This is a genomic window from uncultured Parvibaculum sp. (genome assembly GCF_963975745.1).
Taxonomy (GTDB): domain Bacteria; phylum Pseudomonadota; class Alphaproteobacteria; order Parvibaculales; family Parvibaculaceae; genus Parvibaculum.
This window is the reverse complement of the sequence record NZ_CAXBIB010000011.1, coordinates 72182-90529: the sequence shown is the minus strand read 5'-3', so window position 1 is coordinate 90529 and position 18348 is coordinate 72182. Positions and strand designations below refer to the sequence as shown.

General features: G+C 63.7%; 17 protein-coding genes. 8 read left to right on the top strand and 9 right to left on the bottom strand.

Annotated features, from left to right (window positions below; genetic code table 11):
• Nucleotides 1–104 precede the first annotated feature (104 nt).
• Complete coding sequence (gene csgH, locus AAC071_RS10495) at nucleotides 105–479, bottom strand: curli-like amyloid fiber formation chaperone CsgH (protein ID WP_339832317.1); 375 nt, start codon at nucleotides 477–479, stop codon at nucleotides 105–107.
• Nucleotides 480–549: 70 nt separating this feature from the next.
• Nucleotides 550–1053: a hypothetical protein gene (locus AAC071_RS10490; RefSeq protein ID WP_339832316.1), complete on the bottom strand. Its 504-nt coding sequence runs from the start codon at nucleotides 1051–1053 to the stop codon at nucleotides 550–552.
• Nucleotides 1054–1335: 282 nt separating this feature from the next.
• On the opposite strand from AAC071_RS10490, the gene AAC071_RS10485 reads away from it, so the two are divergent.
• The gene (locus AAC071_RS10485) at nucleotides 1336–1818 is read left to right on the top strand and encodes a hypothetical protein (protein WP_339832314.1); all 483 of its coding nucleotides are present in this window, start codon (nucleotides 1336–1338) and stop codon (nucleotides 1816–1818) included.
• Nucleotides 1819–1826: 8 nt separating this feature from the next.
• Here AAC071_RS10485 and AAC071_RS10480 read toward each other — a convergent pair whose 3' ends face one another.
• Both AAC071_RS10480 and AAC071_RS10475 read right to left on the bottom strand, forming a co-directional pair.
• Nucleotides 1827–3728 (bottom strand): ABC transporter ATP-binding protein, encoded by a 1902-nt coding sequence (locus AAC071_RS10480; RefSeq protein WP_339832311.1) that lies wholly within the window; start codon nucleotides 3726–3728, stop codon nucleotides 1827–1829.
• Nucleotides 3725–5524, bottom strand: coding sequence for an ABC transporter ATP-binding protein (locus AAC071_RS10475; RefSeq protein ID WP_339832309.1), 1800 nt, complete (start codon nucleotides 5522–5524; stop codon nucleotides 3725–3727). The genes AAC071_RS10480 and AAC071_RS10475 overlap by 4 nt, the downstream gene beginning before the upstream one ends.
• A gap of 233 nt (nucleotides 5525–5757) precedes the next feature.
• Between AAC071_RS10475 and AAC071_RS10470 the strand changes: the two genes are divergently transcribed.
• The 5 genes from AAC071_RS10470 to AAC071_RS10450 all read left to right on the top strand — a co-directional run bounded on the left by AAC071_RS10470 (nucleotide 5758) and on the right by AAC071_RS10450 (nucleotide 10758).
• On the top strand, nucleotides 5758–6993 hold the full coding sequence (locus AAC071_RS10470; RefSeq protein WP_339832388.1) for a DUF3419 family protein: 1236 nt from the start codon (nucleotides 5758–5760) through the stop codon (nucleotides 6991–6993).
• Nucleotides 6994–7007: 14 nt separating this feature from the next.
• Nucleotides 7008–7676 (top strand): class I SAM-dependent methyltransferase, encoded by a 669-nt coding sequence (locus AAC071_RS10465; RefSeq protein ID WP_339832386.1) that lies wholly within the window; start codon nucleotides 7008–7010, stop codon nucleotides 7674–7676.
• A gap of 113 nt (nucleotides 7677–7789) precedes the next feature.
• Complete coding sequence (locus AAC071_RS10460) at nucleotides 7790–9355, top strand: L,D-transpeptidase family protein (RefSeq protein ID WP_339832307.1); 1566 nt, start codon at nucleotides 7790–7792, stop codon at nucleotides 9353–9355.
• A 111-nt stretch (nucleotides 9356–9466) separates the two neighbouring features.
• Entirely contained in the window at nucleotides 9467–10069 is a 603-nt protein-coding gene (locus AAC071_RS10455) for a DUF882 domain-containing protein (protein WP_339832305.1), read from the top strand.
• A gap of 119 nt (nucleotides 10070–10188) precedes the next feature.
• A complete protein-coding gene (locus AAC071_RS10450; RefSeq protein WP_339832303.1) occupies nucleotides 10189–10758 on the top strand; it encodes a cytochrome b/b6 domain-containing protein in 570 nt (189 codons plus the stop codon).
• On the opposite strand, the gene AAC071_RS10445 is transcribed toward AAC071_RS10450, so the two are convergent.
• Nucleotides 10743–11972, bottom strand: coding sequence for an acyl-CoA dehydrogenase (locus AAC071_RS10445; RefSeq protein WP_339832301.1), 1230 nt, complete (start codon nucleotides 11970–11972; stop codon nucleotides 10743–10745). The genes AAC071_RS10450 and AAC071_RS10445 overlap by 16 nt on opposite strands.
• Nucleotides 11973–12052: 80 nt before the next feature.
• Nucleotides 12053–12979 (bottom strand): LysR family transcriptional regulator, encoded by a 927-nt coding sequence (locus tag AAC071_RS10440; RefSeq protein ID WP_339832299.1) that lies wholly within the window; start codon nucleotides 12977–12979, stop codon nucleotides 12053–12055.
• 99 nt (nucleotides 12980–13078) lie between these two features.
• Between AAC071_RS10440 and AAC071_RS10435 the strand changes: the two genes are divergently transcribed.
• On the top strand, nucleotides 13079–14110 hold the full coding sequence (locus AAC071_RS10435; RefSeq protein WP_339832297.1) for an NAD-dependent epimerase/dehydratase family protein: 1032 nt from the start codon (nucleotides 13079–13081) through the stop codon (nucleotides 14108–14110).
• A gap of 167 nt (nucleotides 14111–14277) precedes the next feature.
• Here AAC071_RS10435 and AAC071_RS10430 read toward each other — a convergent pair whose 3' ends face one another.
• Both AAC071_RS10430 and AAC071_RS10425 read right to left on the bottom strand, forming a co-directional pair.
• Nucleotides 14278–15285 (bottom strand): nitronate monooxygenase family protein, encoded by a 1008-nt coding sequence (locus AAC071_RS10430; RefSeq protein WP_339832295.1) that lies wholly within the window; start codon nucleotides 15283–15285, stop codon nucleotides 14278–14280.
• A gap of 95 nt (nucleotides 15286–15380) precedes the next feature.
• Nucleotides 15381–16283: a LysR family transcriptional regulator gene (locus AAC071_RS10425; protein ID WP_339832293.1), complete on the bottom strand. Its 903-nt coding sequence runs from the start codon at nucleotides 16281–16283 to the stop codon at nucleotides 15381–15383.
• Between the two features lie 226 nt (nucleotides 16284–16509).
• On the opposite strand from AAC071_RS10425, the gene AAC071_RS10420 reads away from it, so the two are divergent.
• Nucleotides 16510–17508, top strand: a complete 999-nt coding sequence (locus tag AAC071_RS10420) for a nitronate monooxygenase family protein (protein WP_339832292.1) — start codon at nucleotides 16510–16512, stop codon at nucleotides 17506–17508.
• Between the two features lie 52 nt (nucleotides 17509–17560).
• Here AAC071_RS10420 and AAC071_RS10415 read toward each other — a convergent pair whose 3' ends face one another.
• A complete protein-coding gene (locus tag AAC071_RS10415; RefSeq protein WP_339832290.1) occupies nucleotides 17561–18262 on the bottom strand; it encodes a Crp/Fnr family transcriptional regulator in 702 nt (233 codons plus the stop codon).
• Nucleotides 18263–18348 lie beyond the last annotated feature (86 nt).

Genomic DNA, 18348 nt, shown 5'->3' with positions numbered 1-18348 from the left:
ATGCCGACAACCGCCTTGCGCCGATTGATCCGGTCGCGTCGGCGAGCCGGTATTCCACCCGACACCTGGCAGGTCTTGGCTGCATCCCGTCCGCGACCTTGCGGTTACAGCGAGACGTGTTCGCAATAGGTCGCACCCGAGGAACTCTCGATGGTCAATGCGACATTGTATTTGTCGTGCGGGCCGAGATTGAACTCGGTGACGGATATGACGACTTCGCCGTCATCGCCGACCTCGAAATCGCCGCCTTGCGACACATTCGAGCTTCCGCTTGCGCCCGAGCGCTCGAGCGAGAGTTGATAGCTGCCCGAAAGGCCGGGCGATCCAAAGGCCACACTCTCAAGGCGAATGCCGCCAGGAACGGCGATCGCGCGGATTTCGCACTGCATTGGCGGCGCTGCGCTTGCCGGCACGATGGCGGCGAGCGAAATGCCCAGTACAATGGGCGCAAGGGCAAGAGACATCCGGTTTCTCGACATGAACTTTCTCCCGTTTGAGGAAGCGGCGCAGGAGGCAGCGGGGTGCCGCCTCCTGACGCGGGCCTCGGGGTCAGTAGCCGCCCTGAATGACGACCGTCGTGTTGCCGTGACCGGTCTGCACGGTATTGGCCTTCTGGCCGTTGCCGACCTGGATGGTGGCGGCCGTGTTGTTCGAACCGAGCTGATCGGTCGTCGCCTTGTGGTTGTTGCCGATCTGGGCAATGCCGGAGGTATTGTTGCGGCCCGTCTGGATCGTGGTCGCAGTATTGTTGCGACCTTCCTGACCGGTCACGGCGTAGTTGCCCTTGCCGTACTGATCGGTCAGCGCGCTGTTCCGATTGCCCAGCTGCTGCTGGTAGAGGTAGTTCCACTGACCGCGCTGCACGGCCTTGGAATAGTTGGCATGGCCCTTCGTGTTGATCGTGCCCTTGTTGCCATAGCCGTTCTGCGTATAGACGCCGGCATTGTTCCAGCCCTTCTGATAGACAGATGCGCTGTTGCCGGCGCTGGCGCCGGTCGCGCCGGCAACGACAAGGGCGGTGAGGGCGGCGCCTGCCAGTAGAAACTTCTTCATTTTACGTCTCCTGCTTTGGATGGCCGCGATGATGGGGCCGGTTGTTGACCATGCCTTTCTAGCGAGACGTTCCTGAGCGGCGTCTGAAGTCGGCATTCATTCTCCGTTCACCGGCGGCGTGACGGATCGTCGTCGCGTGAATCAGTCAAGGCGCGAATGCGAACCCGAATCTGAACGCGGTGTGAACGGCAACTTCAGCGCGCGATCATGCCGGTATGACTAGAAGGGCAGCGATCGGTATGTGCGGCGTATCGCCGTTCCACGACGCAACAGGAGAAACACATGAAACGGTTACCTCTCGTCCTGTCGGCCACGTTTCTGGCTCTGGTCCTGATGGCGCCCACTGCGCGTGCCGGAAGCGTCGCCGTCGTCGATCAATCGGGCAGCTACAACCTCACCGTCGTTCAGCAGAAGGCAGGTCAGACGAAAGTCGTGACAAAGGAGATCAAGCCGCGCCTCTATGCCAGCACGGCCAACCGATTTGCAACGAAGACAGCAAAGGCAGGCGTCAGGCAGTCGCTTCTGGGAGGATTCCGTGCGATGTCGGCCTGCGGCTTCGGCCATGGGGGAAATAACGTGTCGGTCGACCAGCATGGTGTCGCCAACAGGGCGGCGGCGGTTCAGGGAGGCGCTGGCAATTCAGTTGTCACCGCACAGACTGGATCGGACAATGCCGCCTTTGTCATCCAGCAGGGGAGCAACCACACGGCCTATACGACACAGGCGGGCAACAACAACATCGTGTTCGTCAACCAGCGTTGCTGACGCGGCGGTCACGGGCGACCGGCCTCGATCCCGTTGCCTGAAACGTCCTGAACCTGCAATTCGTAGAGCGTCTTGTAGACACCGCCCTTCGCCATCAGTTCCTCATGGGAGCCGATCTCGCGGATCTCGCCCTGCGTCAGCACGACGATGCGGTCGGCCTCGCGGATCGTCTGCAGCCGGTGGGCGATGATGATGGACGTTCGGCCCGTCGTGACTTTCGACAGCGCGTCCTGGATCAGCAATTCGGTTTCGGTATCTATGCTCGCAGTCGCCTCGTCGAGGATCAGCACTTCGGGATTCATTGCCAGTACGCGCGCAAAAGCAAGGAGCTGGCGCTGACCGTGGCTGAGGTTGCGGCCGCGCTCGGTCAGCATCGTGTCGTAGCCCTGCGGTAGCATGCGAATGAAGGGGTCGGCATGGACGAGCCGCGCGGCGGCCCGCGCCGCTTCGCGCGTGATCGCCGGATTGCCAAGCGCGATATTCTCGTAGACGCTGCCCGAGAAGATGTGGAAGTCCTGCAGCACGACACCGACACGGCGGCGGATTTCGGCCGGCGGCACATCCATGATGTCGATGTCGTCGATCAGGATCGAGTTTTCAGGCACATCGTAGAAGCGGCAGAGCAGGCGGATCAGGCTGGTCTTGCCCGAGCCGGTGGGGCCGACGATCGCGATGCGCTCGCCGGGTGCGATATCAAAGGTCACGTCGTCGAGGATGGTCTGCCCCGGCCGGTAACCGAAGGTAAGATGGTTGAACCGGACATGACCACGAAGGTCCTTCGGCAGCGACTTCGGCGCCGCCGGCTCCTTCAGCGCCTCGTCCCAGTCCAGCGCCTGGAAAATGCGTTCGCAGCTCGCCATGGCGCGGAAAACGACGTTCCACTGTTCGCCCATCGCCACGATCGGGCGGAACATCATGTCGGCGAACTGTGCAAAAAGAATGACGCTGCCGAGTGTTGCTGTCATCTCGAAGACATGATGTCCGCCGAACCAGATGATCGCGGCCATGGCGAGAAACGCCATGCTGTCCATGGCGGGGCCGTAATAGCTTTCGATCCGGATAGCCTGGTTTTCCTGATCGCGATTCTCCCGGTTGATTTCGCTGTAGCGTTCGAAATTGATCTGCTCCCGGCCGTAAAGCTGCACGACCTCGATGCCGGAGAGGTTCTCCTGCAGGTTCTCATTGAGCCGTGACATCGAGGAGCGGATGCCGCGATAGACCTGACGCGAGGCCATGCGGAAAATCCAGGTCGCCAGCGCCGCCACCGGCAGCAGCAGCATCAGTTCCATCGTCAGCGTCGGGTTGAGTGCCAGCATGATCGAGACGGCGACAAAGAACGGCACAAACTCGCCGAGCAGCACGCCGAATCCGGCCAGCAACTCGAACAGGGTCTCGATGTCGTTTGTCAGCCGCGTCATCACCCGGCCGACCGCGACCCGGTCGTAGAAGCTCGATGGCAGGCGCTCCAGATGGGCGAAGAGGTCGCGCCGGAGATCGCGCAGGCCGTTGAGAACGGTGCGCGCCAGCATCACGCGGAAGCCATGGCCGAAGCCGGCCCAGAGCAGGGTCCACAATCCGTAAAGCAGACAGGCGGCGACGATCGGATGCAGCGTCAAAAGATCGACGAGAAGGGCGTTGAGTGCCTTCTGGCCGAAATCGGGTGCGCCCTCGTCGGCCGTCGGCAGCAGAATGCCATCGACCACGACACGGCTGACGACGACCGGCGCCAGAACTGCGGCGCTGGCTGCCAGCAGCACGAACAGCAGCGCGACGAGGCCCTGCCGGCGATAGGGCCGGAGCCAGTGCATCAGGCGGCCGACAAGCCGGAAGTCGAATCCGCGTGTCTCCATCTCGTCATCGAATACGGTGTAGTCGCGGCCACGGTTCTCGGAGTGCGGTTGCGCGCTCATGCTGTGTCCCCCGTCAGACTGCCAAGGCTCTGCGCCAGTTCCTCGCGCCGCCCCTGCTGCCGTTCAAGCGCCGCATAGAGACCGTTCTTCGCAAGAAGTTCCGCATGGCTGCCGACTTCAGCGACGCGCCCCTCCTCGAGCACCACGATACGGTCGGCATGGCGCGCGGTCGAAACGCGGTGCGACACCATGATCGTCGTGCGGCCCTTCCGCAGCGTCTTGAGCCGCGACAGAATGAACTCTTCGGTCTCGGTGTCGACCGAGGAAAAACAATCGTCGAGCAGCAGCACCGGCGTTTCGCGGATCAACCCGCGGGCGAGGCTGGCGCGCTGCTTCTGTCCGCCCGACAGCGTCACGCCGCGCTCGCCGACGATGGTTTCCAGGCGATCGGGCATGCGCCGGATCGTCGTTTCGAGATCGGCGCTTTCGGCGGCGCGCCAGACCTCTTCCGTTTCGCGTGCCGGATTGTCGTAGGAGATATTCTGCGCAATATGCGTGGCAAAGAGAAACGGGTCCTGAGGCACCATGGCGATCTGGCTGCGCACTTGCGTCAACGGCAGCATGCGGATATCGCGGCCGTCGAGATAGACCGAACCCGGTGGCGGATCGAGAAGCCGCACGATCAGGCGCAGCAGCGTCGACTTGCCCGAGCCGACGCGGCCCAGCACGGCGATCATCTCGCCCTTGCCGATTTCGAGCGACACATCGTTGAGCGCCGGCCAGCCCTCGCCCGAACGCGCCGGATGGACATAGGAAAGATGATGCAGCGTGATCGCCCCGCCGATCTTGTCGAGCGGTGCCGCATCCGGCGCATCGCGGATTTCGGGCTCGCGGTCGAGAATCTCGAAGATCCGCGCCGCCGCCGAGCCGCCGCGCTGGAACAGCGTCACCATCACGCCACCTTCCTTGATCGGCGCCAGCATCATGTTGAGATAGAAGATGAAGGCCGTGAACGTGCCGAGCGTGATCGTTCCCTCAATGACCTGGAAGCCGCCATAGCCGACCACCAGCAGCGTGGTAAAACCGGTCGCAATCAGCATCGCCGAGGTGAGGCCGGAATTGAGAAACATCAGCTTGTAGTAGTCGCGCGCATAGATGTCGGAGGTCGCTTCGAAGCGGTCGATCTCGCGGCTTTCCTGGGCATGGGTCTGGATGGTGCGGATGCCGTTGAGATTTTCCTGGACCTGCGCGGAAAGCGTCGAAAAGCCCTCCTGCACCAGTGTCGACTGGTTGAAGATCTTCCTGGCGAGCAGCCAGCCGATAAAGGCGAAAGCCGGCAATGCCGGCAGCAACAGCAGCGTCAGTGTGGCGGACTGATAGAACATGAAAATGAAGGCGACGATCCCGGAAAAGCCGAGGACGAAGAGAAGCCGCGTGCCCATGCCGATGAGTTGCCGGATCAGCGTGATATCGTTGATCGCGCGGGCCATCAGGTCGCCGGTCGGAAACTGCGAGAAGAAGCGCGGCCCCATCAGTTCCAGGTGCCAGTAGAGCCGCTGACGCAGACTGAACGCGACCTCGACGCCGACTTCCCGCACATAGCGCCGCCCGTAGTTGAAGGCGGCATAGCGCAGGGCCATCAGACCGAGTATGGCCAGCGCCGGCAGCGCCAGCCGATTGTCGCCGGCGGCGATGCGGTCGATCCCCATCTTGAGATAGAGCGGCATGAAGGCTTCGAGCAGGCGGCCGAAATTGATCAGCGACATGCCGCCCCAGAAGCGAAGCTTGTGCTGCTGCACCAGCGGCACCAGGCGCCACAGGGGGCTGCGGTCCGGAGAATGGCGCGACGATTCCACGGGAGAACGTCCGTAGCTCTGGCGCGGAGACGACGGCGCCGGTTTGAGGTCGGGAAGGACCAACTATACGCCTCGCAAAGCGATTCGGAAGCCGATGTGTCACCGGACTGTCACGGAACTGTCACGCGGCGGCTTTATCCGCAAGGTATCTCCCCGGTTATCCCCGGCATCGAGCCGGCCGAATTTCCGAGGAGAGTTCGTTGTCTCACACCGCGATCCCCGCCACTGCCGAATTGACACCGCCGGTCGGCGGCCGGCGCGACATCCGCCGGCGTCTGGAGCGTGCCGTACATCGACACCGGCCCGTGTCGCGCGCCGGCATGACCGAACGTCTCTTTACCTGGCTTTTCACCGGCCTTGTCTATCCGCAGATCTGGGAGGACCCGGAGGTCGACATGGCGGCGATGGAGCTGACGCCGGAAAGCCGGATCGTCGCCATCGCCTCGGGCGGCTGCAACGTGATGTCCTATCTGGCCGCAGGCCCCGCGCGCATTACGGCGCTCGATCTCAACCCGGCGCATGTCGCGTTGGTCCGGCTGAAACTCGCAGGCGTGGCCCATCTGCCGAGTCACGAACATTTCTTCCGGTTCTTCGGCCGCGCCGATGCCCGCGCAAATCTCGCGAGCTATGCGCGTTTCCTGCGTCCCCGGCTCGATGCCGCGACACGCGCCTATTGGGACCGTCGGAGCCTGAGCGGCCGTCGCCGCATCTCGCTGTTCTCCCGGGGCTTCTATCGCCACGGCCTGCTCGGCCACTTCATTGGCGCGGCGCATCTGCTGGCACGCCTCTATGGCGTGTCGTTCCGCCCGCTGCTCGACGCGCCGACGATCGAGGGTCAGCGCCGCTTCTTCGAACAACGGCTGGCGCCGCTCTTCGACCGCAAACTGATCCGCTGGCTGACCGCCAAGCCGTCCTCCCTCTACGGCCTTGGCATCCCGCCGGCCCAGTACGACGCGCTGGCAGGTGGTCGCGAGATGCGCGTTGTGTTGCGTGAGCGACTTGAACGGCTCGTTTGCGGCTTCCCGCTGAACGAGAACTACTTCGCCTGGCAAGCCTTCGCGCGCGGCTACGCACCCGGCATGGACGGTCCCTTGCCGCCCTATCTGAAACACGAAAATTTCGCCGCCCTGCAGGCCGGCGCCGCGCGTGTCGAGGTGTTGAACGCCTCCTTCACCGACTATCTGCGCTGCCAGAGCGATGGCAGTGCCGATCGCTATGTCCTGCTCGATGCGCAGGACTGGATGACGGATGCGCAGCTGAACGATCTCTGGACCGAGATCACGCGTACGGCGCGCCCCGGCGCTCGCGTGATCTTCCGCACCGCCGCCGCGCCAAGCCTGCTGCCCGGCCGCGTCGACGACACGATCCTTGCCCGCTGGGACTACCGCGCCGAAGCGTCGAGAGAATTCTCGGCGCGCGACCGCTCGTCGATCTATGGCGGCTTTCATCTCTACGTCTTCAGGGGCTGAATGCCGTGACCGTCATGGCGCGCGATGACGAGGAGCGGGATCATGGACGGCTGATGGACCGCGTCTACCGCCGTCAGCGCCACTTCTACGATCTGACGCGGCGCTACTACCTGCTCGGGCGCGACCGGTTGATCGAAAACCTTGCGCCGCCGCCGGGTGCGACGGCACTGGAGGTCGGCTGCGGCACCGGGCGCAATCTCGTCTGCGCCGCACGCCGGCATCCTCAGGCGGAATTCTTCGGTGTCGACATATCGCACGAAATGCTGGCGACGGCGCGCCGCGCGGCAGCGCGCGCGGGAATGGGCGACAGGATCCGTCTTGCATCCGGCGATGCGACGCGCTTCCATCCTTATGCGGTGTTCGGTTTCAGCCGTTTCGATCGCATCTTCATGTCCTACACACTGTCGATGATTCCGGACTGGCAGGCAGCATTGGCGCAGGCGGCCTGCAACCTGGCACCCGGCGGCAGCCTGCACATCGTCGATTTTGGCCAGCAGGAGCGCCTGCCGCGCTGGTTTCGCGCGCTGTTGCAGGGCTGGCTTGCGCGCTTTCATGTCACCCCGCGTCGTGATCTCGATGCGGCCTTGCGCGTGCTTGCCGAAAAGCTCAATGCCGATCTCGAATTCCGTTCGCTCTATCGCGGCTATGCCTGGTATGCGGTGCTGCGCCTCCCCGTGGCTTGACGCGCTGGAGCCGGCGTTTCCGGTACAACCCTCGCAATCGGACGACGCGAGGACTACATTGATCGGAAAGACGGGTTCGAACGCCGCCTTCGAGACGGCGCGAAAGAGGCAGATTGACAGTACGAAAGTCCGGATCGAGACAGACCAGACATGCGCTGGCGGTTGTCCTGTATGCGTCTGCGCTCGCCCTGTTGCCCGGCGCCGTGGCCGAAGCGCGATGCAGCCCCGAGCAAATGCGGGCCGAACTGGCACAGGGCACGTGGTCTTCGGGCGTGGCCGCGTTCTACGACCTCTGGGGCGGTGGCTGTGCCTGGACGGATGAAGCGGCGACGGCGCTCCATGCGGCGCTGACGCACATCGATGCGCATGGATTGCCGCCTTACTTGTTTCGCGCCGATGAAATCGGGCGGGAACTGCGGCCGCCGCCCGGCGCGGCCGCGGCAAACCGCGACCTGTTGCTGACGACCGAAGCGCTGCGCTACGCGAATATCATGCGCGGCGGCCATGTCGATATCGCCGAGCTGTATGGCGATGTCGCCATCCGCCGCTGGAGCGCCGATCCTGCGCCTGAGCTGGCCGCAGCCCTGCGCAGCGGCCATCTTGCACATTGGCTGGACAATCTGCCGCCAGCGGCACCCGAATACCAGCGATTGAAGGCAGCGCTGGCACAGTATCGCGAAATGGAAAGGCGCGGCGGCTGGCCGACCTTTGATCTGCCGCCGGGCAAGCGGTCACTGAAGCCGGACGAAACCGGCGCATTTATGCCGAAGTTGCGCGCGCGGCTGCAGCTTGCCGGCGATCTGCAGCGGGCGGGGGAGGGCGATCTCTACGATGCGGCGATGGTCGAGGCCGTGCGCCGGTTTCAATCGCGCCACGGTCTGGCGGTTGACGGCGTTGTCGGACGCGACACGCTGGCCGCACTCAATGTGCCGGTGGCGCAGCGGATCGCGCAGATCGCACTCAACATGGAGCGCTGGCGCTATATGGCGCCAGCGATGCCGCCGACCCGGATCGAGGTCAATGTGCCGGCCGCCGAGGCAATGGTCATCGCGGATGGCGCGACCGACTTTCGCATGAAGACGATCGTCGGCAGGAAATCGACGCCGACGCCATTGCTTGTCAGTGCGATCGAACGGGTCGTGATCAATCCGCCATGGGTTGTGCCGTTCTCGATCTACCGGCGCGACATCGCGCCGGCCATTGCGCGCGATCCCGACTATCTGCAGAAGCATGAAATGAGTTGGCAGGATGGCCAGCTGGTCCAGCAGCCAGGCCCGGAAAATGCGCTGGGCCGTCTGAAATTCGATCTGCAAAGTCCCTTCGCCGTCTTCCTGCACGACACGAATGCGCCGGGGTTGTTTGCAAGCGACAATCGTTTCCGCAGCAGTGGATGCATTCGCGTCGAAAAGCCGATGGAACTTGCGGTCTACCTGTTGGCCTCGACGGACTGGTCGCGCGAGCGTATCGAAGACCTGATCCGCGCAGGGGCGACGGTCCCATTGCGCGTTGAGCCGCCACTGCCCGTGATCCTCGCCTATTGGACCGCTTTTGTCGAAGCGGATGGGTTGGTCCAGTTTCGTGACGACATTTACGGGCGCGATCACGCATTGAGCGCCACACTTGGCGGCATGACGTTGCCGCCCTTGGCCATCAGCGAGGCGCGCGAATGCGGGTCCTGACCGGCGTTCTCCATAATTATTGTTGAAAATCAATAGCTTGACCTTGTCCGCTCAATTGGCAGAATGACCGTTGATTTTACAGTGATCGAGGGGAGAATTATGGTATCTCGAATGACGCGGCGCCGCCTGATCGGACTCGGTGCGGCCGCCGCATCCTGCGCCTTTGCGCCCATGGTGCAGGCATCGCCACGCCTGCCGCTGCTGCGTCCCGGCGATCACCATCCCGCCGCAACGGATGCGATACGGCTGGATGACGCGCGCGAATTGCGCCTCCTCAACACGCATACGGGTGAGAAGCTGAAGCGCGTCTACTGGGCCGAGGGCCGCTACGATACCGACGTGCTGAAGGAAATCGCACATCTGATGCGCGATCATCGTTCCGACGAGCGGCACGAGATCGACCCGGCCCTTCTCGATGCGCTGCATGCGATGCAGCTGAAGCTCGAGTCCGGCGACAGCTTTCACATCATTTCAGGATACCGCTCGCCGGCAACCAATGCACGTCTGCGTGAAGGCAATGCCGGCGTCGCCAGAAAGAGCTATCACATGCGCGGCATGGCGGTGGACATCCGCTTGCCCGGCCGCGATCTGACACACCTGCGCAATGCGGCGGTCGAAATCGGCTTCGGCGGCGTCGGCGACTATCCGCGCTCCGATTTCCTGCACATCGATGTCGGGCCGGTGCGCCAGTGGGGCGGCGCACGCAACGCCTGAACATGCGCCTGAACATGCGAATGAATCGCGTACATCCTGCGACAGGATGGAATCTTGCGGCGGCATCGGAGCCGTGACCATATCCATGGATGTTTCACGGATGACGGTCTGGACCTCCAATGCCGGTGTTTCACAAGCTACGCATCTACCACGCCGTTCTCGCATTCCTGGTTCTGGCGGCCTACTTCACGGGCGACGAGATTGAGGTGCTGCACAACTGGCTCGGCTACGGCGTGGCGGCAATGATCGTCTTTCGTATCGGCTGGGGCGTTGCAGGCCCGCGGCAGCTCGGGATTTCGAGGCTCTTTCCCGACATCATGGCACTGGCGAAAATCCGCCGCATGAATCATCCGATGGTGAGCCGGACGCTTCTGGCCGGCATCGTCATCAATCTGCTGCTGGTGACGGGAACGGGGCTCCTGATGGAACCACCGCCGATCGGTCCGTTCGCTGCTGAAGTGTCGATCGCACCGGTATTCGCCAACGACGACCGGGACCGCGATCGCGGCCGGGACGGCAATGAGAACGAAGCACTCGAAGAAGTTCACGAGACGACGGCGAACCTTCTGGTTCTCTTCGTCGTCTTGCACGTGACCTATCTTCTCGCGTTCAAGCGGCCGATGGCGTTCTTCATGCTCTTCCTGCGCAATGGCGGCGCGGCCGCGGCACCGCCTCAGAAGAAGGCCTGAATACCCGTCTGTTCGCGGCCGAGGATCAGCGCATGGACGTCATGCGTGCCTTCATAGGTGTTGACGGCCTCGAGGTTCATGACATGGCGGATGACGTGATATTCGTCCGAAACGCCGTTGCCGCCATGCATGTCGCGCGCGACGCGGGCGATGTCGAGCGCCTTGCCGCAATTGTTGCGCTTCATCAGCGAGATCGAGGCCGGCGCCGCCGTGCCGGCGTCGAACATGCGGCCAAGCTGCAGGCAGCCCTGCAGGCCGAGCGCGATTTCGGTCTGCATGTCGGCAAGCTTCTTCTGGATCAGCTGATTGGCCGCCAGCGGCCGTCCGAACTGCTTGCGGTCGAGCGTATATTGCCGCGCTGCATGCCAGCAGAATTCCGCTGCGCCCATCGCGCCCCAGGCGATGCCGTAGCGCGCCCGGTTGAGGCAGCCGAAGGGACCGGCAAGCCCGCGCACATTCGGCAACAGGTTCTCCTCCGGCACGAACACATCCTGCAATGAAATCTCGCCGGTGATCGAGGCGCGCAAGCTGAACTTGCCTTCGATCTTCGGCGTCTCGAAACCCTTGAAGCCGCGCTCGACGACGAAGCCGCGGATCGTGTCGTCTTCGGTCTTGGCCCAGACGACCGCGAGATCGGCGATGGGCGAGTTGGTAATCCACATTTTTGCGCCGTTGAGGATGTAGCCGCCATCGGCCTTCTTCGCCCGCGTCTTCATGGAGCCGGGATCGGAGCCGTGATCGGGCTCGGTCAGGCCGAAACAGCCGACCCATTCGCCGCTTGCGAGCTTCGGCAGATATTTCTCGCGCTGCGCCTCGGTGCCATAGGCGTGGATCGGGTGCATGACCAGCGAGGACTGCACGCTCATCGCCGAGCGGTAGCCTGAGTCCACACGTTCGATTTCGCGCGCTACCAGACCGTAGCAGACATAGGAAAGGCCGGCACAGCCGTATTTCTCGGGCAGCGTCGGCCCGAGCAGCCCCTGCGCGCCCATCTCGTTCATGATCTCGCGATGGAAGACTTCATGCCGGTTCGCTTCCTTGACCCGCGTCATCAGCTTTTCCTGCGCATAGGCCCGTGCACTGTCCCTGACCAGGCGCTCTTCCTCGGTGAGCTGCTCCTCAAGCAGCAGCGGGTCGGCCCAGTTGAACGAGGCAAGCGGCGGATTGGGCTTTTCGCCGGTCGCGGGCGTCTTGGCTTCAGCGGCATTCGACATCGGATCGTCCTCGAAACGTCGGGGAAAGGCGGGTTGCCGAAGGATATAGCAGGGAGGGGCGAGGGTGGCGAGCGCGCCCGTCAGGCACCGGCGACCTTTTTCGCCGCGGCATCGCCCTCCCGCACATAGGCCGTCATTTCCTCGGCCAGATGGTCGAAGACCAGCCGCATCCGGCGGCTGGTCTTGAGGTCCTCATGCATGACGATCCAGATGTCGAGTTCGAACTGAAAGGCGCCGGGCAGCACCGGCACGAGGTCCGGATAGCGCTTCGCCAGCGGATACTGGCACATGCCGAAGCCGAAGCCGGCCTTCAGAGCCCCGAAGGCACCGATGTCGCTGTCGCAGCGATAGGCGAAAAGATCGCGCGTCAGCGGTACCCCACCGAGATCCTTGAGACGTCGAATCGAGGCTTCGCGGTCGAAGCCGATGACCGGCATCCCCAGGAGTTCGCCGGCCGATTTCGGCATGCCACAGGTTTCGATCAACGTCCTGTGCCCATGCATGCCGAGCATCACCACACCGACCTTGCGTGCCACAAGCGCGGATTGCGTCGGCCGGATCATCCGCACCGCGATGTCGGCGTCGCGGCGGATGAGATCGTCCGAGCGGTTCGACAGCACCATCTCGATGACGATGCGCGGATGTTTTTCTCGGAACCGCGCAAGGATCGGCGGCAGCACCTCGACCCCGATCATTTCGCTGGCGGTGATCCGGACGGTGCCGCTGTCGTCCTCGGCCTCGCCGGAGGCCGCCCGCCTCAGGGCCTCTGCGGCACTCGCCATCGCCTCGGCATGGGCCACCAGCGCCAGCGCGCCCTCCGTGGGCGCGAGCCCGCCTTGCGAGCGCGTGAAGAGCCCGACCCCGAGCGCCTGCTCCAGCGCGTCGACATGGCGCCCCACGGTCGGCTGCGTCAGCCCGAGCTGCCTCGCGGCACCCGAAAGGCTTCCTTCGCGGACAACCGCCAGAAAGGATCGATAGAGTTCCCAGCCGGGTTCGAAATCGGTCATACAAAAACGTATATCAATTAGCCGAACTTTGACAATTCATATTCGCAAATGAATATCCCATTCTCCACCCGTCAACGCGGGCTACAGGAGAACAGGATCATGGCTTCGACGGCACTCATCATCGGCGCAACCGGCGGCTTCGGCAGCGAAATGGCGGCAGCGCTGCGCAATTACGGCTGGCAGGTGCGTGCCATGCACCGCAAGCCGAAGGCGGCGGCGCGGCAGCTGGCAGACATGCCCTTCATCGACTGGATCAAGGGCGACGCCATGAACGCCGCCGACGTGAAAGCGGCGGCCGTCAATGCCGATGTGATTGTTCATGCCGTCAACCCGCCCGGCTACCGCAACTGGGGCGGCACCGTGGTGCCGATGATCGACAACACGATCGCGGCGGCGAAAGCCTCGGGCGCCGGCATTCTCTTTCCAGGCACCGTCTACAATTTCGGGCCGGACGCCTTCCCGCTTCTCGCCGAGACCTCCCCGCAACATCCGAAAACCCGCAAAGGTGCGTTGCGCGTCGAGATGGAACGCCGCCTGCGCGCCGCTTCGGAAGAAGGCGTGAAAGTGCTGATCCTGCGCGCCGGCGATTTCTTCGGCGGCTGCCATGCCGGCAACAACTGGTTCGCGCAAGGCCTGGTCAAGCCCGGCAAACCCGTTCGCGCAGTCACCTATCCGGGGCCGCATCATGTCGGTCACCAATGGGCATACCTGCCGGACATGGCCGAAACGGCGGCGCGGCTGCTCGCGCGCGCCGATGATCTCGCGGATTTTGAGACCTTCCATTTCGGCGGCCACTGGCTCGAACAGGGCATCGAGATGGCCGATGCGATCCGCGCCGCCGCGCGGCGGCCCGACGTGCCGGTGAAGCGGCTCCCCTGGTTCGCGCTGACGCTGCTGTCGCCCTTTGTCGAGACGTTCCGCGAGATGCGCGAAATGCGCTACCTCTGGAAAAAGCCGGTGCGGCTCGACAATACGAAGCTTGTCGCCTTTCTCGGCCGCGAACCCCACACCCCGCTCGACATCGCCGTCCGCCAGAGCCTCGCCGCGCTCGGCTGCCCTGGTGCCGACGACCTCTATTCCGAAGAAGAGTCTCTGTCCCTCACCCGCCTGACGAAAGGAACGATCCAATGACCCGTATCGATCGCATCGAACGCTTGTTCACCGCCGTCGCCGCCACGGCGCTCGGCCTCTACCTCCTCGGCTTCCTGCACGAAACGGCCGAACTGTATCTCGTCTGAACGAAAACGGCGGCGGGATCTCTCCCGCCGCCGTTGCGAGAAGTCGCTGGGCTGCAGTGATTATTCAGCCGCTGCCTTCGAGGTGGTCAGTGCTTCCGCCGGCATCCGCTCGGCAAACTCGCGACAGGCCTGCACATATTCGCGCTTCAGCCGGTCAACCAGTTCGGCGACGGGCGGTGCGTCGGTGATCTGGCCGATGCCCTGGCCCGAACCCCAGATGTCCTTCCACGCCTTCTGCTTCATGTTGCCGCCCGAGCCGAAATTCATCTTCGACTTGTCGGCTTCCGGCAGATTGTGCGGGTCGAGACCGGCAGCGGCAACGGATGGCGCCAGGTAGTTGCCATGCACGCCGGTGAAGAGGTTGGTATAGACGATGTCGTCGGCCGCATAGTCGATCAGGTTCTGCTTATAGGCCGGATCGGCATTGGCCTCGGCGGTGGCGACGAAGCGCGTGCCCATATAGGCAAGATCGGCGCCCATGGCGAGCGCACCGGCAATGCCCCAGCCGTCCGACAGCGCGCCCGACAGGATGACGGTGCCCTTGAACCACTGTTTGACTTCGCGCACCAGCGCGAAGGGTGACAGCGTGCCGGCATGACCGCCGGCACCGGCGCAGACGAGGATCAAGCCGTCGACGCCTTGTTCGGCGGCCTTCTTCGCATGTTTGACGTTGATGACATCGTGGAACACCTTGCCGCCATAAGTATGTGCCGCGTCGATGACTTCGGCGGGGGGGCGGAGCGAGGTGATGATGATCGGCACTTCGAGCTTGGTGCAGACGTCGATGTCATGCGACAGGCGGTCGTTCGACGCGTGGCAGATCTGGTTGACGGCGAAGGGAGCGACCTTCTTTTCCGGATGTTTGGCCTGGTATTCTCCAAGTTCGCCCTTGATCCGCGTGATCCACTCTTCCAGCACATGTGCCGGCCGCGCGTTCAGCGCCGGAAAGGAGCCGACGATCCCGGCCTTGCATTGCGCGATGACAAGTTCGGGGCCGGACACGATGAAAAGCGGCGAACCGATCACCGGAATTTCCAGACTGTTCTTCAGGATATCGGGCAGCGCCATGGGTCGTCTCCTCGGATGATGATCTGGATATCAATATGGACCGGATCGCGGTCCCTGGAATGTTCACGAATGAAGAGCGGGGTGTGCGTCCTCGTTCAGCGCCCGGCCAGCCGGTCGCGATCGGCCTTGGCTTTCTCGCCGATGAAGTCGATGACAGCACGAACGGGCGCTGTATCGCGCAGGTCGGGATGCGCCAGCAGCCACATCTCGGTGCCGTTGGCGAGCTTCTGCGGCGCGATGCGCACAAGGTCGGCATAATGGTCGCCGGTCAGGCAGACCAGCGTCGAGATGCCGACCCCGGCTCTGACCGCCTGAACGAGATCGGCGTCGGAAAAACAGCGCAGCGCCACGCGCGCGCCCTGCGTCACATGGGCGAGCCAGTCGGCCAGCTCGACCTCGGCCGCCCGCCCGCCGAAGCCGACGATACGATGATCTTTCCATTCCTCGCGCTTTGCCGGCAGGCCGAAGCGCTCGGCATATGAACGCGAGGCGAAAAACCCGACGCCGATGCGTCCGATCTTGCGTCCGACGACATTCTCGCGGCCGGGTCCGTAGGGGCGAATGACGACATCGGCATCGCGCCGCTTGACCGATACCTGCGTCACCTCGTTGACGATCTCGATTTCAATACCAGGATGCCGGCTCGAGAATTCGTCGAGATAGGGCATGAACCAGTAGGAAGCGAGGCTGTGCGGAATGGCGACGCGCACCAGGCCCTGCGCTTCGCCGTCGGCGCTGGTCGCCGCATGAAGCGCGCGCTCGGCCGCCAATGACATCGGCTCGACTTCGGCGCGCAAGCGCTCGCCGGCGCCCGTCAGCGCATAGCCGGTCGGTTCGCGCACGAAGAGCTTGGTGCCGAGATTCTTCTCCAGCGTGGCAATGTGACGTCCGACCGTCGCATGGCTGAGCTTCAGCCGCCGCCCGGCGCCCGAAAGACTCTGCGTATCGACCACCGCCAGAAAGATCCGGTAGGCGTCCCAATTGGCTTCGTTGTTCATGGCTGAACAATCCGTTGTCCGATCCTGCAGCGGCAGACTGCGCCGGTTTTCCGTTCATTTCAAGAACCTGGGTCAGGCGTTCGCGATGTGCGGGCGACGCTGCGGCAAGTGCCGGTGGCGGATTCCAGATGTGCAAATGCCCTGTTCCTTCTGCTAGAACAGACACATAAGAGAATTGAAGCGGCCCGGCCGGTTGGCGCGGGCTCCGTTCAGGGGAGACAGCGAAGTGCTCAAAACCAGATTCACGGAAATGTTCGGGGTCGATCACCCGATCGTGCAGGGCGGCATGCAATGGGTCGGCCGGGCCGAGCTCGTCGCCGCCGTCGCCAATGCCGGTGCGCTCGGCTTCATCACCGCGCTGACCCAGCCGACGCCGGACGATCTCAGGAAGGAGATCGAGAAGTGCAAGGGCCTGACCGACAAGCCCTTCGGCGTCAACCTGACCATCCTGCCGGCGCTGAAGCCGCCGCCCTACGCCGAATACCGCCAGGCGATCATCGACTCCGGCGTCAAGATCGTCGAGACGGCGGGCTACAAGCCGCAGGAACATGTCGATCACTTCAAGGCGCATGGCATCAAGGTCATCCACAAATGCACCGCCGTACGCCACGCGCTCTCGGCCGAGCGCATGGGTGTCGATGCGATCTCGATCGACGGTTTCGAATGTGCCGGTCACCCGGGTGAAGACGATATTCCGGGTCTGATCCTGATCCCGGCCGCGGCCGACAAGGTCAAGATCCCGATGATCGCCTCCGGCGGCTTCGGCGATGCGCGCGGCCTCGTTGCCGCGCTGGCGCTTGGCGCGGAAGGTGTCAACATGGGCACGCGCTTCATGTGCACCAAGGAAAGCGCCATCCACCAGAAGGTGAAGGAACAGATCGTCGCCAATGACGAACGCGCGACGGATCTGATCTTCCGCACCCTGCACAACACGGCGCGCGTTGCGAAGAATGCGGTCAGCCGCGAAGTCGTCGAGATCGAGAAGAAGGGCGGTGCCAAGATCGAGGACATCGCCCATCTCGTCGCCGGCGCCCGTGGCCGTGTCGTTTATGAGCAGGGAGACCCGGATTACGGCATTTGGTCGGCCGGCATGGTGCAGGGCCTGATCCACGACATCCCATCCTGCCAGGAACTGGTGACCCGGATGGTCGCCGAAGCCGAGGCGATCATTGCCCAGCGCCTCAACCGCATGGCCGGCATTTCGGTGGCGCGCGCGGCGGAATAGTCGCCGTCAGACACCAATGAACGGGCCCGCGCCGGAAACGGCGTGGGCTTTTTCACACGCGGTTCTCCATCGCAATCGCGTGCAGGCCCGCCGGATCGAGCACCGAGATGCTGCGATAGCCGGTCTTGACAAGTCCCCGCTTTGCGAAATCCCGCAGGATGAGGTTGACGGTCTTGCGTGAAAAGCCGGTCAGTTCCGCCAGTTCGTCCTGGCGGATCGGCAGCGTCGCCGGGCCGCCGCCGCCCCAGGGAAAGCTGTAGCCATGCAGGCGGCTGGCAATCTGTGCCCGGGGCGACAGCCGCATGCGCTCGGCATAGGCGCGCGCCGCCCAGACAAGCTGCTCGGTCGCAAGCTCGGCGAAATGCAGCCACAGCTCCGGCATGTCGCGCACGATGGCGGCCAGCGCGTGTTGCGGAATGAAAATGGTCTCTGCGCGCTCCCGCGCGATCGCGGTCGTCACGCGCTTGCCGCCCAGCACCTGCGCCGCATAGCCGAAAACGGTGCCCGGCCCCGAAATGCTGATCGGCACACTCTCGCCATTGTCGAGCGCCACGTGGGTCGTCACCGAGCCCGACAGCACGCCATAGAGACCATGCGCCGCGTCGCCGGTGTCGTAGATCCAGCGGCCAGCCTCCACGGCGGTCACCTGCGCATGGGCGACCAGCGCCTCGCGCAACTGTGCCGGGCAGCGCGCAAACCATCCGTTGCGGCTGAAGGTTTCGGCAATCCGCTGGCGGTCGGGGACGGCGCGCATGAATTTTCTTGAAATGTTACCAAAGTAACAATCTAGTCCATGTCGCGGCCTATCCTCAAGCCATGACCGGCAAACCGGCGCTTCAC